Genomic DNA, 16,054 nt, shown 5'->3' on the forward strand with positions numbered 1-16,054 from the left:
CTGGAGACGCGGGCTGCTACTCCGGCTGCTGCTCGAAGGTGATGACCGTCCAGCCGAGCAGCAGGCGGTCGCCGTCGGACAGCGGGTGGGCGACACCGGGCTCGAGCTGGGTCCACTCGGTGGCCTCGGGGCCGGCGACGTGGGTGCCGTTGAGCGAGCCCAGGTCGACGAGGGAGACCTCCCGGCCGCTGCGCTGGATCGCGGCGTGCGCGGAGGAGAGCACGTTCTGGGTGTCGGCGATCGGCACCGGGCGCGCGGAGCCGGCGGTCACCAGCTCGTGGTTGTCCGGGCGGCGGCCGAGCACCAGGTCCTCGTCGACGGTCACGACCAGGCCGTCGTCGAACCGCAGCACCGGGGCGGGCGGGGCGTCCGGCGTCCAGAACGCGGTGGCCTCGCCCTCGTCCTCCTCCTGACGCGAGGGGGCGGCAGTGGCGCCGTAGCCGGAGGAGCCCGCGCCGCCGAAGCCGGCGTCGGAGCCGGCGGAGTAGGACGGCGCCGCGGCCTGCGGGACGGCGGCCGACGACGCGTGCGCGACCGCGGCCAGCTGCAGCATCGCGCCCGAGCCCGGGACGGTGCCCTCGACCAGGTCGTAGGCGACGCCCGGCGGCATCGAGGGCACCGGCTGACCGGGGCCGACGTACAGGGTCTGCCCGAGCTGGAAGCCGCTGGCCAGGGTGCAGCCGTCGACCGACGAGCCCGACACCGGGACGCCGTCCACGGCCGGCTGGCCCTTGCCCGACCACAGCGCGACGCCGGTGCCGGACCCGCCTGCGGTGTCGACCAGGACCAGGGCGAAGGACGCCGAGCTGCCGCCCAGCGCCGGGACCTGACCGGCGACCGCGCCGAGCACCCGCTCCGCGCCGGGGCCGGCCACCCCCAGGCAGGCGTGCAGCGCGGCGACCAGGGCCGGCGAGCCCGGGGCGTCCACCCACAGCAGGCCGCCTCCCCGTCGGGCGACGACGGAGTCTCCTGGCAGTACTTCACAGCGGTCGGGCATGGGCTCAGCCTAGATGCGACTCACCCGACTGGGTGAGCCGTCCTCGCCGCCACGCCGATCACCCGGTGGGCTCCCGGGACCCGTGCGACCGGCGTGGCGGTTGTGCCGCCGGTGAGCGAGGACCTCCCTGCCCCCCGCTGCTGGAAGGTCGTTCAGGCGGACGCGACGACGCCCAGCTCCGCCGGGTCGGCCAGGTGCTCGGAGTGCGGCAGCACCCGCACCGTGTACCCGAAGGCACCGGTGCGCTCCAGCGGGACCGTGGCGGAGAACCAGTGCCGCGACCCCTCGGTGTGCTCGTGGGTCATCGGCCGGGTGGTCACCTCGTGCAGCCCGTCGGCGTCGTCCACCCGCCCGTAGGCGGCCTGCACCTGGACGTCGGACGGCGTCAGGCCCGGCAGCTCGACCTCCGCCCGCAGCGCCAGCGTCGACCCGATCTCCGGGGTGTCGCCCGCGCCGGTGGCCTCGACGTGCGCGACCCGCACGGTGCTCCAGTGGTCGAGCAGCCGCGCGCGCCAGCCGGCCTCGGTGCGCGCCGGGCCGTAGCCGCCCTCGGCCATCGCCCGTGACGAGCCGGCCGCGGGCACGTACAGCTGCTGCACGTAATCGCGCACCATGCGGGTGGCCAGCACCTTGGGGCCGGTCTCGCGCAGCGTGTGCCGCACCATCTCCACCCACCGGGTCGGGACGCCGTCCCGGTCGGTCTCGTAGAACCGCGGGATCACCTGGCTGCCGAGCAGGTCGTAGATCGCCCGGGCCTCGATGTCGTCGCGGCGCTCGGGGTCCGCGACGCCGTCGGCGGTGGGGATGGCCCAGCCGTTCTGGCCGTCGAACCACTCGTCCCACCAGCCGTCGCGGATGGAGAGGTTCAGCCCGCCGTTGAGCGCGGCCTTCATCCCCGACGTCCCGCAGGCCTCCAGCGGGCGCAGCGGGTTGTTCAGCCAGACGTCGCAGCCCCAGTAGAGGTAGCGGGCCATGCCGATGTCGTAGCCGGGCAGGAAGGCGATCCGGTGCCGCAGCTCCGGGTCGTCGGCGAACTTCACCATCTGCTGGATCAGCTGCTTGCCGCCGTCGTCGGCCGGGTGGCTCTTGCCGGCGATGACCAGCTGCACCGGCCGCTCGGGGTCCAGCAGCAGCGCCCGGAGCCGCTCGGGGTCGCGCAGCATCAGGGTCAGCCGCTTGTAGGACGGCACCCGGCGGGCGAAGCCGATGGTGAGGACGTCGGGGTCGAAGGCGCTGTCGGTCCAGCCGACCTCGGACTCCGCCGCACCGCGGGACAGCGCGGTCTCGCGGAGCCGGCGGCGCACCTCCTCGACCAGCCGGCCGCGCAGCATCCGGCGGGTGCTCCACAGCTCACCTGCGGGGATCCGGTCCACGCCGTCGAAGTGCACCTCGCCGCCGGCCTCGACCGGGTCGCCCTGGCTGCTGGTCTGGGTCCCCATCTCGACCAGCTCGCGCGCGGTCCAGGTCGGCGCGTGCACGCCGTTGGTGATCGAGCTGATCGGCACGTCGCCCTCGTCGAAGCCCGGCCACAGGTAGTTGAACATGCCCCTGCTGACGTGCCCGTGCAGCCGGCTGACGCCGTTGGCGCGCTGGCCCAGCCGCAGGCCCATGTGGGCCATGTTGAACTTCGTCGGGTCGGCCTCGGCACCCAGCGGGATCATGTGCTCCAGCGGGACGCCGAAACCGGCGAAGTAGCGCTCGATCAGGGCCCGCGGGAAGCGGTCGATGCCGGCCGGCACCGGGGTGTGGGTGGTGAACACCGTGCCGGCGCGCACCGCCTGCAGCGCCTCGGCGAAGGACAGCCCGTGGGACTCGGTCAGCTCGCGGATGCGCTCGATCCCGAGGAAGCCCGCGTGCCCCTCGTTCGCGTGGTAGACCTCCGGCGCCGGCGTCCCCGTGAGCTGGCAGTAGGCCCGCAGCGCCCGGACGCCGCCGATGCCGAGCAGCATCTCCTGGCGCAGCCGGTGGTCCTCGTCGCCGCCGTACAGGCGGTCGGTGACGCCGCGCTCGGCGGGGGCGTTCTCCTCGATGTCGCTGTCGAGCAGCAGCAGCGAGACCCGGCCGACCTGCGCCCGCAAGACGTGGGCGGACAGCGTGCGGCCCTCGGGCAGCGGGACGGCGATGACCACGGCGGTGCCGTCGGACTGGCGCAGCAGCTTCAGCGGCAGACCCTGCGGGTCCAGCGACGGGTAGTGCTCCAGCTGCCAGCCGTCGGCCGACAGGCCCTGCTCGAAGTAGCCGGCCCGGTAGAGCAGCCCGACGCCGACCAGCGGGACACCGAGGTCCGAGGCGGCCTTGAGGTGGTCACCGGCCAGGATGCCCAGGCCGCCGGAGTACTGCGGGAGCACCTCTGTGATGCCGAACTCCGCGGAGAAGTAGGCCACCGTCGCCGGGGCCTCCTCCCCCAGCGACTGGTACCAGTGCGGCGCCGACAGGTACTCCTCCAGGTCGTCGACGACGTCCTGGAGCCGGCGCACGAAGCGCCGGTCCCGGGCCAGGGTGGCCAGCCGGTCGGCCGACACCTCGCCGAGCACCTGCACCGGGTCGCCGTTGCAGGTGCGCCACAGCTCGGGATCCAGGGCCTCGAACAGGTCGCGGGTCTCGGCGTGCCACGACCAGCGGAGGTTGGCGACGAGCTGGGACAGCGGCATCAGCTCCTCGGGGAGCGAGGCCCGGACGGTGAACCGGCGGAGAGCGCGCACGGGGCGAGACTAGCGACGGTCGCCGCGGCCGCCAGAGCGGCGCAGGCCGGCACGCGCCAGGATGCAGCATGGCCAGCCGACGCCCGGGTCACCCGCCCGTCCCGCCCGTCCAGCACAGCGAACGGCATGCCTCGGCGGCCGATGTGCTCACCCGACGCGCCGCCGATAGCGTGGCGGGGATGACTGGCCGCGCTGACCTCCGTCTCGGCATCACCGATGTCGCCCCCGTCGTGTCCTGCGGCGCGTTCTCCGCGCGCGCCGTGGTCGGCGAGCACCTGCCGATCACCGCCACCGTCTTCCGCGAGGGCCACGACGCCGTCGCGGCGAACGTGGTGTGGACCCCGCCCACGGAGGCGGCCGGCGACCCGTCGCGCACCACACCCGCCCGGGACGCCGCGCAGCCGCTCAACCGGATGGCCCGCTTCGGCGACCAGCCCGACCGCTGGCTCACCACCGTGGTGCCCGACCGCGAGGGCCGCTGGACCTACCAGGTCGAGGCGTGGAGCGACCCGCTGGCGACCTGGCACCACGCCGTCGAGGTCAAGACGGCCGCCGGTCAGGGCGCCGAGGAGCTCGCCAACGACCTCGAGGAGGGCGCCCGGCTGCTCGACCGGGTGGCCGGCGAGGCCGACGGCGACTGGAAGGGGCGGCTGACCGACGCCGCCGCCGCGCTGCGCGACACCTCCCGCGAGCTGCCCGCGCGGGTCGCTCCCGCGCTGGCCGAGTCGGTGCAGCGGTACCTGCACGAGCACCCGGTGCGCGAGCTGGTCACCGGCGGCCCGGTGTACGAGGTCTGGGTCGACCGGCCCCGCGCCCTGTTCGGCTCCTGGTACGAGTTCTTCCCGCGCTCCACCGGCCCGGTCGTCGACGGCAGGCCGACCCACGGCACCTTCGCGACGTCGGCCGAGCGGCTGCCGGCGATCGCCGACATGGGCTTCGACGTCGTCTACCTGCCGCCGATCCACCCGATCGGCACCGTCAACCGCAAGGGCCCGAACACCCCGCAGTTCCCCGGCGGCAACCCCTACGAGGTCGACCCGGAGGACCCCGGCTCGCCGTGGGCCATCGGCAGCGCCGAGGGCGGGCACGACGCCGTCCACCCGCAGCTGGGCACGATGGAGGACTTCCGGGCCTTCGTCGAGCGCACCCGCGAGCTCGGCATGGAGGTGGCGCTGGACTTCGCGCTGCAGGCCGCACCGGACCACCCCTGGGTCGCCGCGCACCCGGAGTGGTTCACCACCAAGCCCGACGGCACGATCGCCTACGCGGAGAACCCGCCGAAGAAGTACCAGGACATCTACCCGGTCAACTTCGACAACGACCCCGAGGGCTTCTACGCCGAGTGCCTGCGGGTCCTCCGGGTCTGGATGGACGCCGGTGTGCGGGTCTTCCGCGTCGACAACCCGCACACCAAGCCGCTGAACTTCTGGCACTGGCTGATCTGGACGGTCAAGGAGACCGACCCCGACGTGCTGTTCCTCGCCGAGGCCTTCACCCGGCCGGCGATGATGCACCAGCTCGCCCGCATCGGGTACACGCAGTCCTACACGTACTTCACCTGGCGGACCGAGCGCGCCGAGCTGGAGGACTACGGCCGCGAGCTGGCCGCCAGCAGCCACTACATGCGGCCGAACTTCTTCGTGAACACCCCGGACATCCTGCACGCGTCGCTGCAGCTCGGCGGCCCGCCGATGTTCAAGATCCGCGCCGTCCTGGCGTCGATGATGAGCCCGACGTGGGGCGTCTACTCGGGCTTCGAGCTCTTCGAGCACGTCGCGGTGCGCCCCGGCAGCGAGGAGTACCTCGACAGCGAGAAGTACCAGCTGCGGCCGCGCGACTGGGCCGCGGCCGAGGCGTCCGGGCGCAGCCTCGCGCCCTACATCCGCCGGCTGAACGAGATCCGCCGCGCCCACCCGGCGCTGCAGCAGCTGCGCACGCTGCGCTTCCACTCCGTGGACAACCCGAACCTGCTCTGCTTCACCAAGACCGACCCCGGCTCGCAGGACGCCGTCCTGGTGGTGGTGAACCTCTCCAGCCACCACACCCAGATCGGGACGACGGCGCTGGACCTGCCGGCCATCGGGCTGGACTGGTACGAGCGGTTCACCGTGACCGACGAGCTGACCGGCGACAGCTGGGACTGGGGCCAGTTCAACTACGTCGAGCTCGACCCCTACCGGGAGCCGGCGCACGTCTTCTCGATCACCTACCCCCGGCAGGTCCAGGTGCCACCGCCGGTCACCTGATGAAGGGCCCCCTTGCCCCCCGCCATGGAAGGACCCCGTCCTCCTCACGCCTCGCACGCTCGGCGCGAGCCTCGGGACGGGGCCACGGCGGGACCCTGCAAGGGGGCGGCCCAACCGCTCACCCCCGCAGAACCGAGGGCGACTCCCCACCATGACCGTTCCCGTCCCCGACCGTTCCGAGGCGCCGGCGCAGGCGTCGGCGCTGCCCGCACCCGGTACCGATCCCGAGTGGTTCAAGCGCGCCCTCTTCTACGAGGTGCTCGTCCGCGGCTTCGCCGACAGCAACGCCGACGGCGTCGGCGACCTGCGCGGCATGATCGACAAGCTGGACTACCTGCAGTGGCTCGGTGTCGACTGCCTGTGGCTGCCGCCCTTCTTCGCCTCCCCCCTGCGCGACGGCGGCTACGACGTCAGCGACTACACCGCCGTGCTGCCGGAGTTCGGCGACATCGAGGACTTCACCGAGTTCCTCGCCGCGGCCCACGCCCGCGGCATCCGCGTGATCATCGACTTCGTCATGAACCACACCTCGGACCAGCACCCCTGGTTCCAGGCCAGCCGCAGCGACCCCGAGGGTCCCTACGGCGACTTCTACGTGTGGAGCGACGACGACACCCGCTACGCCGACGCGCGGATCATCTTCGTCGACACCGAGAGCTCGAACTGGACGTTCGACCCGGTGCGCAAGCAGTACTTCTGGCACCGGTTCTTCTCCCACCAGCCCGACCTGAACTTCGAGAACCCGCGGGTGCAGGAGGCGATCATCGGCGCCCTGCGCTTCTGGCTGGACCTGGGCGTCGACGGCTTCCGGCTGGACGCCGTCCCCTACCTGTTCGAGGAGGAGGGCACCAACGGCGAGAACCTGCCGCGCACCCACGAGTTCCTCAAGCACGTGCGCAAGGTGGTCGACGCCGACTACCCCGACCGGGTGCTGCTGTGCGAGGCCAACCAGTGGCCGGCCGACGTCGTCGAGTACTTCGGCGAGGACGGCGACGAGTGCCAGATGGCCTTCCACTTCCCGGTGATGCCGCGCCTGTTCATGGCCGTCCGGCGGGAGCAGCGGTTCCCGATCTCGGAGATCATGGCCCAGACGCCGGAGATCCCGGACAACTGCCAGTGGGGCATCTTCCTGCGCAACCACGACGAGCTGACCCTGGAGATGGTCACCGACGAGGAGCGCGACTACATGTGGGCGGAGTACGCCAAGGACCCCCGCATGAAGGCCAACATCGGCATCCGCCGCCGGCTGGCGCCGCTGCTGGACAACGACATGGACACCCTCGAGCTGTTCAACGCGCTGCTGCTGTCGCTGCCGGGCTCGCCGGTCCTCTACTACGGCGACGAGATCGGCATGGGCGACAACATCTGGCTCGGCGACCGCGACGGCGTCCGCACGCCCATGCAGTGGACGCCGGACCGCAACGGCGGCTTCTCCACCGCCGACCCGCAGCGGATGTACCTGCCGCTGAACCAGGACCCGGTCTACGGCTACCAGGTGACCAACGTCGAGTCCCAGCTGCGCAACACCAACTCGATGCTGCACTGGCTGCGGCAGATGATCCACGTCCGCAAGCAGCACCCCACCTTCGGGCTGGGCAGCTTCGCCGAGATCGGCTCGCGCAACCCGACGGTGCTCTCGTTCGTCCGCGAGTTCGGCGACGACGTGGTGCTCTGCGTCAACAACCTGTCGCGGTTCCCGCAGCCGGTGGAGCTGGACCTGCGCCGCTTCGAGGGCTACACCCCCATCGAGCTCACCGGCCGGGTGGAGTTCCCGCAGATCGGCGTGCTGCCCTACATGCTCACGCTGTCCGGCCACGGCTTCTACTGGTTCGAGCTGGCCAAGCCCGCCGAGCCGGTGGAGGAGCCGGTCGAGACCGACGACACCGCGGTGGCCGACTCCCTGCTGGCCGCCGGCCTCGTCGGCACGGGGGACGAACCGCCCGCGGCCGACACGGGAGGAGACCGATGACCGCCCTGACCGGACTGTTCCGGGACTGGATGCCGTCGCAGCGCTGGTTCGGCGGCAAGGGCCGGGAGTGGGCCGGTGTCGAGGAGGAGAGCTTCTTCCTCGACCGCTCGCACCCCGTCCTGTCCATCCACCGGGTGACGGTCAGCTACACCGACGGCGCGACCGAGACCTACCTGGTGCCGCTGTCGTGGCGCGACCACCCCGCGGAGGACCTCGCCTCGGCGCTGATCGGCACCGTGCCGCACGAGAACGGCGAGAACTACGCCTACGACGCCATGCGCGACCGCGAGGCGACGGCCACCTGGCTCACCCACCTCGCCGAGGGGGCCACGGTCGGCCCGATGCGGTTCGTCCCCGGCGAGGGCGCCGAGATCCCGGCCGGACTGCCCGGCGACATCCTCTCCACCGAGCAGAGCAACACCTCGCTGGTGTACGGGCAGGAGGCCATCCTCAAGCTGTTCCGCCGCCTCGAGCCCGGCCTCAACCCGGACGTCGAGATCCACGCCGCCCTGCGGGGGACGGACAACCCGCACATCGCACCGCTGCTGGGCCACGCCGAGATCGACCACGACCGGGACAGCGACACCCCGCCGGCCACGGTGTTCATGCTGCAGGGGTTCGTGCCCAACGCCAGCGACGGCTGGCGGCTGGCCACGGCGAGCGTGCGCGACCTCTACGCCGAGGGCGACCTGCACGCCGACGAGGTGGGCGGGGACTTCGCCGCCGACAGCGAGCGGCTGGGCGCGGCGACGGCCTCGGTGCACGCCGACATGGCCGCGGTGCTGCCCACCGAGGAGGCCGGTCCCGAGTGGCTGGCCACGGTCGCCCGGCAGATGACCGAGCGACTCGAGGCGGCGATCCAGGTCGCCCCGCAGCTGGCCGAGCACGCCGAGGGGCTGCGCGCGGTGTACGCGGCGGTGGCCGGCGGCGGCGAGCAGGTCGTCCGGCAGCGGGTGCACGGCGACCTGCACCTGGGCCAGGTGCTGCGCACCGCGACCGGGTGGATCGTGCTCGACTTCGAGGGCGAGCCCGCCCGGCCGCTCGCCGCCCGCCGCGAGCTGGACAGCCCGCTGCGCGACGTGGCCGGGATGCTCCGCAGCTTCGACTACGCGGCCCGCCACATGCTCGTCGAGCAGCCGGGTGATCAACAACGCGCTTACCGCGCGCAGGAGTGGGCAGAGCGCAACCGGAGCGCCTTCTGCGCGGGCTACGCGGCCGCGGGCGGGACGGACTCCTGCGGCGACAGCCCGTTGCTGCGGGCGTTCGAGGCGGACAAGGCCGTCTACGAGTGCGTCTACGAGGCGCGCAACCGCCCGCACTGGCTGATGATCCCGCTGCAGTCGCTGTCCCGGCTCACCGCCGCGGGCTGAAGAAGGGCCCTCTGCCCCCCGCCGCTCGCGAGCTCGCGGCGGGACCCTGCAGAGGGGCCGGCACGACCACCGACGACCGGCACCGAAGAGGACGGCGACGCGATGACATCCCCGGACGAGACCGAGCGCACGACCGACTCCCCGCCGACCGGCGGGCGTCCTCCCGCGAGCCGGGAGGAGTTGCAGGCCGCCGTCGAGGAGAAGACCGCCGCGGCCGAGGCGGCCGAGGCCGAGCCGATCGTCAACGCCGCTCCGGCCCGCGAGCGGACCGCGGCGAAGAAGGCCTCGGCCACGCGCGGCCCGCAGGAGGGCGGGACGCAGGGGGACGTGGTCGCCGAGCAGGGCGGCACCGCCGCCCCCGTGGTCGCGCCGGCGCCGATCGCCCAGCCGGGCAGCCCGAGCGGTGCCCCCGCCGGGCAGCCGGAGCCGCCGAGCTCCGACCCCGCACAGCCGAACACCCCGCAGACGCCGGACGAGGACGGTGGCCCCAGCCCGGCCGGGACGACGTCCACCGGGACCGGCCCGGCCCGGTGACCGGCGTTCACGAGGCGCGCAACCGCCCGTACTGGCTGATGACCCCGCTGCAGTCGCCGTCCCGGCTCACCGCCGCCGGCTGGCGCGCGCGGCGCACGACCACCGACACACCGGCACCGAAGAGGACGGCGACGCGATGACATCCCCGGACGAGACCGAGCGCACGACCGACTCCCCGCCGACCGGCGGGCGTCCTCCCGCGAGCCGGGAGGAGCTGCAGGCCGCCGTCGAGGAGAAGACCGCCGCGGCCGAGGCAGCCGAGGCCGAGCCGATCGTCAACGCCGCTCCGGCCCGCAAGCGGACCGCGGCGAAGAAGGCCCCTGCGGCCAAGAAGACCCCCGCCGCCAAGAAGACCGCGGCAGCAGGGAAGGCCACGGCGGCGGCGGACGGCGAGGCGCCGGCGAAGAAGACCACGGCCAAGCGCGCCCCGCGCAAGAAGGCGACGCAGGGCGATGTGGTCGCCGAGCAGGGCGGCACCGCCGCCCCGGCGGTGGCGCCGGCGCCGATCGCCCAGCCGGGCAGCCCGAGCGGCGCCCCCGCCGGGCAGCCGGAGCCACCGAGCCCGGACCCCGCGGGGCCGGCAACCCCGCAGGCGCCGGACGAGGACGGCCGCGGCGGCCCGGCCGGGACGACGCCCGTCGAGGCCACGCCGGCCGCGGCGGCGCCGGCCGTGGACGCACCCGGCGCCGGCGCGGAGGTCGCGGCCGCGACCGTCCCCGAGGGGCAGGCGCCCGCAGAGGAGGGCCTGGCCCAGCAGGAGACGCCCGCCGAGGTGGGCGAGGAGCAGCTGCGCGCCGTCGTCGAGGGCTGGTCCTACGCCCCGCACAGCGTCCTCGGCGCGCACCCCGCCAGGGACGGCTGGGTTGTCCGCACGCTGCGCCCCGACGCCAGGACGGTCACCGTCGTCGACGAGGACGGCACCCGGTACGACACCCGACGGCTGCACGGCGGCGGCATCTACGAGGCGCACCTGGCCGAGCAGCCCGGCGACTACCGCATCGAGGTCGTCTACGGCGACGGGGTCGGCGGCACCAACACCTTCGTCGTCGACGATCCCTACCGCTGGCTGCCCACGGTCGGTGAGCTCGACCAGCACCTGATCCGCGAGGGCCGCCACGAGCGGCTGTGGGACGTCCTCGGCTCGCACGTGCGCCGCTACGACACCCCTCGCGGGCAGGTCCAGGGCGTCTCCTTCGCCGTCTGGGCGCCCAACGCCCAGGGCGTGCGGGTCACCGGCGACTTCGACTACTGGGAGGCCCGCGCCTACCCCATGCGGTCGCTGGGCTCCTCCGGCGTGTGGGAGGTCTTCATCCCCGGCGTCCCGGTGGGCACGAAGTACCGCTACCACGTGCTCGGCCGCGACGGCGTCTGGCGGCAGAAGTCCGACCCACTGGCGTTCGAGACCGAGGTCCCGCCGCTCAACGCCTCGGTGGTGACCGAGTCCAGTCACGAGTGGAACGACGACGACTGGCTGTCCGAGCGCGCGCGGAACGCCTGGCACCAGCGCCCGATGAGCATCTACGAGGTGCACCTGGGCTCGTGGCGGCAGGGGCTGTCCTACCGCCAGCTGGCCGACGAGCTGGTCGACTACGTCGTCGAGCACGGGTTCACCCACATCGAGTTCATGCCGGTCGCCGAGCACCCCTTCGGTGGCTCCTGGGGTTACCAGGTCACCTCCTACTACGCCCCGACCGCGCGCTACGGCAGCCCCGACGACCTCCGCTACCTGATCGACCGGGCGCACCAGGCGGGCATCGGCGTCATCGTCGACTGGGTCCCGGCGCACTTCCCCAAGGACGAGTGGGCGCTGGCCCGCTTCGACGGCACGGCGCTGTACGAGCACGGCGACCCCCGCCGCGGCGAGCAGCTGGACTGGGGCACCTACGTGTTCGACTTCGGCCGGTCCGAGGTGCGCAACTTCCTCGTCGCGAACGCGCTGTTCTGGTGCACGGAGTTCCACGTCGACGGCATCCGGGTCGACGCGGTCGCCTCGATGCTCTACCTGGACTACTCGCGTGAGGAGTGGGAGCCCAACGTGCACGGCGGCCGGGAGAACCTGGAGGCGATGGCGTTCCTGCAGGAGATGAACGCCACCGTCTACCGCGAGGTGCCCGGCGTGGTCACCATCGCCGAGGAGTCCACCGCCTGGCCCGGCGTCACCCGGCCGACGCACCTCGGCGGCCTGGGGTTCGGCTTCAAGTGGAACATGGGCTGGATGCACGACTCGCTGTCCTACATGTCCAAGGAACCGGTGCACCGCAGCTACCACCACGGTCAGCTGACGTTCTCGATGATCTACGCCTACTCCGAGAACTACGTGCTGCCGATCAGCCACGACGAGGTCGTGTACGGCAAGGGCTCGCTGCTGCGGAAGATGCCCGGCGACCGCTGGCAGCAGCTGGCCAACCTACGGGCCTACCTGGCCTACATGTGGGCCCACCCCGGCAAGCAGCTGCTGTTCATGGGCTCGGAGTTCGGCCAGGACGCCGAGTGGGCCGAGAGCCACTCGCTGGACTGGTGGCACCTGGAGGACCCCGCCCACCGGGGCGTCCTGCAGCTGGTCACCGACCTCAACCACCGGTACCGCGAGACCGCGGCGCTGTGGTCCCAGGACGTCGACCCGGCCGGCTTCCAGTGGATCGACGCGAACGACGCCTCGGGCAACGTGCTGTCCTTCCTCCGCTACGCCCGCCCGGGTGCGGGCGGGGACGGCGCGGATGGCGACCCCGGCACGGGTCAGGCACTGGCGTGCGTCGCGAACTTCGCCGGCAGCCCCCACCACGGCTACCGCATCGGGCTGCCCCGGCCGGGCGTCTGGCGCGAGGTGCTCAACAGCGACGCCCAGGGCTACGGGGGCTCCGGGGTCGGCAACATGGGCGGCATCGAGGCCGTCGAGCAGCCCTGGCACGGGCAGCCGTACTCCGCCACCCTCGCCGTCCCTCCGCTGGGCACCGTCTGGTTCGTGCACGGAGGCTGAGACAGGACCGCCTCCTCCCACGCCTGGTGGGGACCCCTGCTCCCCGCCAGTCGACGGAGGGCCGTTCCAGGACCTCACGGGGCCGCCGGCCGGGCGGCGGCCCCTGCGGAGCGACCGCCCCGATGCGACGATCCGAGGGACATGCCTGCCTCCTCCCTGCGCCGAGCGGCCGTGGCCCTGCTCGCCACGGCCGCGCTGCTGCTGGTCTCCGGCTGCTCGTTCGTCGTGGTCGGCCGGCCCAGCGCCGCGCAGCCCCCCGCATCCGACATCGCCTCGGCCGAGCTGGGTGTCGTCGGCGCCACGGACGGCCCGATCGACACCCTGGCCCGCAACGCGCTGGCCGACCTGGAGACCTACTGGGGGCAGCAGTTCCCCGAGGTCTTCGGGCGGGAGTTCGTGCCGCTGCAGGGCGGCTACTTCAGCGTCGACCCGGGCGACGTCGACCCGGGGGCGTACCCGCAGGGCATCGGCTGCGGCTCCGACCCCCGCGAGGTCGAGGGCAACGCCTTCTACTGCCAGGCCCCGGACGCGCCGAACTCCGACTCCATCAGCTACGACCGCGCCTTCCTGGGTGAGCTGTCCGACCAGTACGGCCGCTTCATCCCTGCGCTCGTGATGGCCCACGAGTTCGGCCACGCGGTGCAGGGCCGGGTGGGCTACCCGGACTACTCCATCTCCGTGGAGACGCAGGCGGACTGCCTCGCCGGCGCCTGGACGGCGTGGGTGGCCGACGGCCAGGGCGAGCACTCGCAGATCCGCGCGCCGGAGCTGGACGAGGTGCTGGCGGGCTACCTGCTGCTGCGCGACCCGGTGGGCACCAGCATCAGCACCGAGGCGGCCCACGGCTCCTACTTCGACCGCATCTCGGCGTTCCAGGAGGGGTTCGACGTCGGCCCGGTCGCGTGCCGGGACAACTTCTCCGCCCAGCGGCCCTACACCCAGGGTGCGTTCATCAGCCCCGAGGACGCGGCCAGCGGCGGCAACGCGCCGTTCCAGCTGGCGCAGCGGTTCGCCGCCGACGCCCTGCCGGAGTTCTGGACCCTCGCCTTCGACCAGGTCTTCGGGGAGACCTTCGCCCCTCCCACGCTCGAGCCCTTCGCCGGCACCGCCCCGGCCTGCGCCGGCGACGAGCTGGACCTGGTGTTCTGCGCCGAGCAGGACCTCGTCGGCTACGACGTCGAGGACCTGGTCGGCCCGGCCTACGAGCAGCTCGGTGGCGCGGACTACGCGGTCATCACCGCCGCCTCGATCCCCTACGCGCTGGCCGCCCGCGAGCAGCTGGGGCTCTCGACCGACGACGAGGAGGCGATCCGGTCGGCGGTCTGCCTCACCGGGTGGTTCTCCGCGGTGTTCTTCGACAACGAGCTGCAGGCCGCCGACATCTCCCCCGGTGACATCGACGAGGCCGCCCAGTTCCTGCTCAGCTACGGCACCGACCCCTCGGTGGTGCCCGACGTCGAGCTGACCGGCTTCCAGCTGGTCGACCTGTACCGCAACGGCTTCTTCGAGGGCGCCGCGGCCTGCGACGTGGGGGTGTAGTTGCTCTTCAGGTCCCCGGGAGCGGGGGGCCGGAGGCTCCCCCGAGCGGGGACGGGGCGGGCTCAACGCAGGTCGGGACGACCCCTGGCCGCGGTGCGGTCCGGAGGACCGCAGTTCAGTAGAGCGCGAGGGTGAGCTGGCGCCGGGCCGCGGCCACCCGCGGGTCCTGGTCGCCCACGACGCCGAACAGCTCCACCAGGTGCTGGCGGGCCTGGTCCCGGTCGTCCCCGGCGGTGCGGCGGACGACGTCCAGCAGCCGCTCGAAGGCGCCCTCGACGTCCCCCGTGCCGAGCAGGAAGTCCGCGGCGCGGGCCTGCGCGGCCACGTCGTCCGGGGCGGCGTCGGCGGCGGCGAGCGCGTCGGGACCGGCCTCGTCGGCGCGGCGGAACAGCTGCACCTGGCGCAGTGCGAGGCCGGCGACCGGGTGGTCGGGCTCGGCGTCGACGATCGCCTGGTAGGCGGCCTCGGCGGCGGTCAGGTCACCGCGCTCGAGGGCGGCCTCGGCGGCGTCCAGGCGCGGGTCCTCGACCTCGTCGGGCTCCTCGGCACCGGCACCGGGGACCGCGCCGCCGGTGGTCGCGCGCACCAGCTCGGTGACGAACTGGCGGGCCTGCTCCTCCGGGATGGCACCGGTGAACTCGGCGACCAGCTGGCCCTGCCACACCGCCTTGACCGCCGGGATGCCCTGCACGCGCAGGCCCTGCGCGAGTGCCGGGTTGGCGTCGACGTCGACCTTGGCCAGCACCCAGGAGCCACCGCCCTCCGCGGCCAGCCGCTCCAGCACCGGGGACAGCTGCTTGCACGGCCCGCACCACTCGGCCCACAGGTCGAGCACGACCGGCACCTGGAAGGAGCGGTCGAGCACCTCGGTCTGGAAGGTGTCCTCGGTGACGTCGACGACGGCGGCACCAGGGGCTCCGGCCGGGGCCCCGGCACTGGGCGGCGGTGCGGCCTGGGCCCGCGCCGCGGCCTCGGAGCGGGCCTTGACGGCGGCGAGGTCGACCGCGCCGGCGAGGGAGGCGGCCAGCTGCGCCTGCTGGGCCTGCGCGCGCGGGTCGGGGCGTGCGGGACGGGTCGGCTGCATGGCCTCGATCATCCCATCGCCGTGCGGCCGGTGTCGGGGGTGCCGGGGGTCAGCTCGCCGCGGGTCCGTCGTCCGCCACGTCGCCGGCCCCCCGGCGGACCCGTTCGAGGATGGTGAACAGGGTGTCCAGCTCCTCGTCGGGGACGTCGGCGAGACCGAAGTCCAGCGCGGTGAGCGCGGCGGTGGCCGCCTCGACGACGGCCCGGCCGCGGTCGGTGATGGCGGCGAGCACGCCCCGGCCGTCGGCGGGGTTGGGACGGCGGTCGACGTAGCCCGCGGCGACCAGCCGGTCGATGGCGTTGGTGACGCTCGTCGGGTGCACCATCAGCCGGCTGCCGACCACCTTCAGGGGCAGCTCGCCGGTGCGGCTGAAGGTCAGCAGCACCAGCACCTCGTAGCGGGCGAAGGTCAGCGCGTGCGGGCGCAGCGCCTCGTCGAAGCGGGCGAGCAGGATCTGCTGCACCCGGAAGACCGACGTCGCGGCGCGCATGGCGGCGGCCGGGCCGAAGCGCTGCTCCCAGGACTCCCCGGCACGCGCGATGGGATCGAACGGCAACCCCAGCGGACGGACCATGGCTGAACAGGCTACGGGTGCCGCCGATGCCGTCAGCTACCGGCGAGCCGCCGTGGTCCCCC

The 16,054-nt window shown here is 73.5% G+C and carries 10 protein-coding genes; 6 read left to right on the forward strand and 4 right to left on the reverse strand.

What is annotated here, in order from left to right; translation table 11 throughout:
• Nucleotides 1-16: 16 nt before the first annotated feature.
• Both BLR12_RS15790 and glgP read right to left on the reverse strand, forming a co-directional pair.
• Nucleotides 17-997, reverse strand: a complete 981-nt coding sequence (locus BLR12_RS15790) for an FHA domain-containing protein (RefSeq protein ID WP_091380129.1) — start codon at nt 995-997, stop codon at nt 17-19.
• A 152-nt stretch (nt 998-1,149) separates the two neighbouring features.
• On the reverse strand, nt 1,150-3,699 hold the full coding sequence (glgP, locus tag BLR12_RS15795; protein WP_091380132.1) for an alpha-glucan family phosphorylase: 2,550 nt from the start codon (nt 3,697-3,699) through the stop codon (nt 1,150-1,152).
• Nucleotides 3,700-3,878: 179 nt separating this feature from the next.
• Between glgP and BLR12_RS15800 the strand changes: the two genes are divergently transcribed.
• The 6 genes from BLR12_RS15800 to BLR12_RS15825 all read left to right on the forward strand — a co-directional run bounded on the left by BLR12_RS15800 (nt 3,879) and on the right by BLR12_RS15825 (nt 14,334).
• Nucleotides 3,879-5,945 (forward strand): alpha-1,4-glucan--maltose-1-phosphate maltosyltransferase, encoded by a 2,067-nt coding sequence (locus tag BLR12_RS15800; RefSeq protein WP_091380135.1) that lies wholly within the window; start codon nt 3,879-3,881, stop codon nt 5,943-5,945.
• A gap of 151 nt (nt 5,946-6,096) precedes the next feature.
• The gene (gene treS / locus BLR12_RS15805; protein WP_091380137.1) at nt 6,097-7,914 is read left to right on the forward strand and encodes a maltose alpha-D-glucosyltransferase; all 1,818 of its coding nucleotides are present in this window, start codon (nt 6,097-6,099) and stop codon (nt 7,912-7,914) included.
• On the forward strand, nt 7,911-9,284 hold the full coding sequence (locus BLR12_RS15810; RefSeq protein WP_091380140.1) for a maltokinase N-terminal cap-like domain-containing protein: 1,374 nt from the start codon (nt 7,911-7,913) through the stop codon (nt 9,282-9,284). Before treS ends, BLR12_RS15810 begins: the two co-directional genes overlap by 4 nt.
• Nucleotides 9,285-9,386: 102 nt before the next feature.
• Entirely contained in the window at nt 9,387-9,818 is a 432-nt protein-coding gene (locus BLR12_RS15815) for a hypothetical protein (RefSeq protein WP_091380143.1), read from the forward strand.
• A gap of 136 nt (nt 9,819-9,954) precedes the next feature.
• Nucleotides 9,955-12,795 (forward strand): 1,4-alpha-glucan branching protein GlgB, encoded by a 2,841-nt coding sequence (glgB, locus tag BLR12_RS15820; protein WP_091380146.1) that lies wholly within the window; start codon nt 9,955-9,957, stop codon nt 12,793-12,795.
• A gap of 141 nt (nt 12,796-12,936) precedes the next feature.
• Nucleotides 12,937-14,334 carry a neutral zinc metallopeptidase gene (locus BLR12_RS15825; RefSeq protein WP_255363545.1) on the forward strand — a complete coding sequence of 466 codons (1,398 nt, stop codon included), beginning with the start codon at nt 12,937-12,939 and terminating at the stop codon, nt 14,332-14,334.
• Between the two features lie 115 nt (nt 14,335-14,449).
• Here the strand turns inward: BLR12_RS15825 and BLR12_RS15830 are convergent, their stop codons facing one another.
• The gene (locus BLR12_RS15830; RefSeq protein ID WP_091381191.1) at nt 14,450-15,418 is read right to left on the reverse strand and encodes a tetratricopeptide repeat protein; all 969 of its coding nucleotides are present in this window, start codon (nt 15,416-15,418) and stop codon (nt 14,450-14,452) included.
• Between the two features lie 49 nt (nt 15,419-15,467).
• A complete protein-coding gene (locus tag BLR12_RS15835; RefSeq protein WP_091380148.1) occupies nt 15,468-15,992 on the reverse strand; it encodes a MarR family winged helix-turn-helix transcriptional regulator in 525 nt (174 codons plus the stop codon).
• Nucleotides 15,993-16,054 lie beyond the last annotated feature (62 nt).

It is taken from the genome of Geodermatophilus sp. DSM 45219, from assembly GCF_900104025.1.
In the GTDB taxonomy this organism is placed as follows: Bacteria; Actinomycetota; Actinomycetes; order Mycobacteriales; family Geodermatophilaceae; genus Geodermatophilus.

Bases quoted from the DNA above. Each gene is read 5' to 3' on its own strand.
- BLR12_RS15815 (WP_091380143.1), top strand. From the start codon at position 9,387: ATGACATCCCCGGACGAGACCGAGCGCACGACCGACTCCCCGCCGACC.
- BLR12_RS15830 (WP_091381191.1), bottom strand. From the start codon at position 15,418: ATGCAGCCGACCCGTCCCGCACGCCCCGACCCGCGCGCGCAGGCCCAG.
- BLR12_RS15800 (WP_091380135.1), top strand. From the start codon at position 3,879: ATGACTGGCCGCGCTGACCTCCGTCTCGGCATCACCGATGTCGCCCCC.
- treS (WP_091380137.1), top strand. From the start codon at position 6,097: ATGACCGTTCCCGTCCCCGACCGTTCCGAGGCGCCGGCGCAGGCGTCG.
- BLR12_RS15810 (WP_091380140.1), top strand. From the start codon at position 7,911: ATGACCGCCCTGACCGGACTGTTCCGGGACTGGATGCCGTCGCAGCGC.
- BLR12_RS15790 (WP_091380129.1), bottom strand. From the start codon at position 997: ATGCCCGACCGCTGTGAAGTACTGCCAGGAGACTCCGTCGTCGCCCGA.
- BLR12_RS15825 (WP_255363545.1), top strand. From the start codon at position 12,937: ATGCCTGCCTCCTCCCTGCGCCGAGCGGCCGTGGCCCTGCTCGCCACG.
- BLR12_RS15835 (WP_091380148.1), bottom strand. From the start codon at position 15,992: ATGGTCCGTCCGCTGGGGTTGCCGTTCGATCCCATCGCGCGTGCCGGG.
- glgB (WP_091380146.1), top strand. From the start codon at position 9,955: ATGACATCCCCGGACGAGACCGAGCGCACGACCGACTCCCCGCCGACC.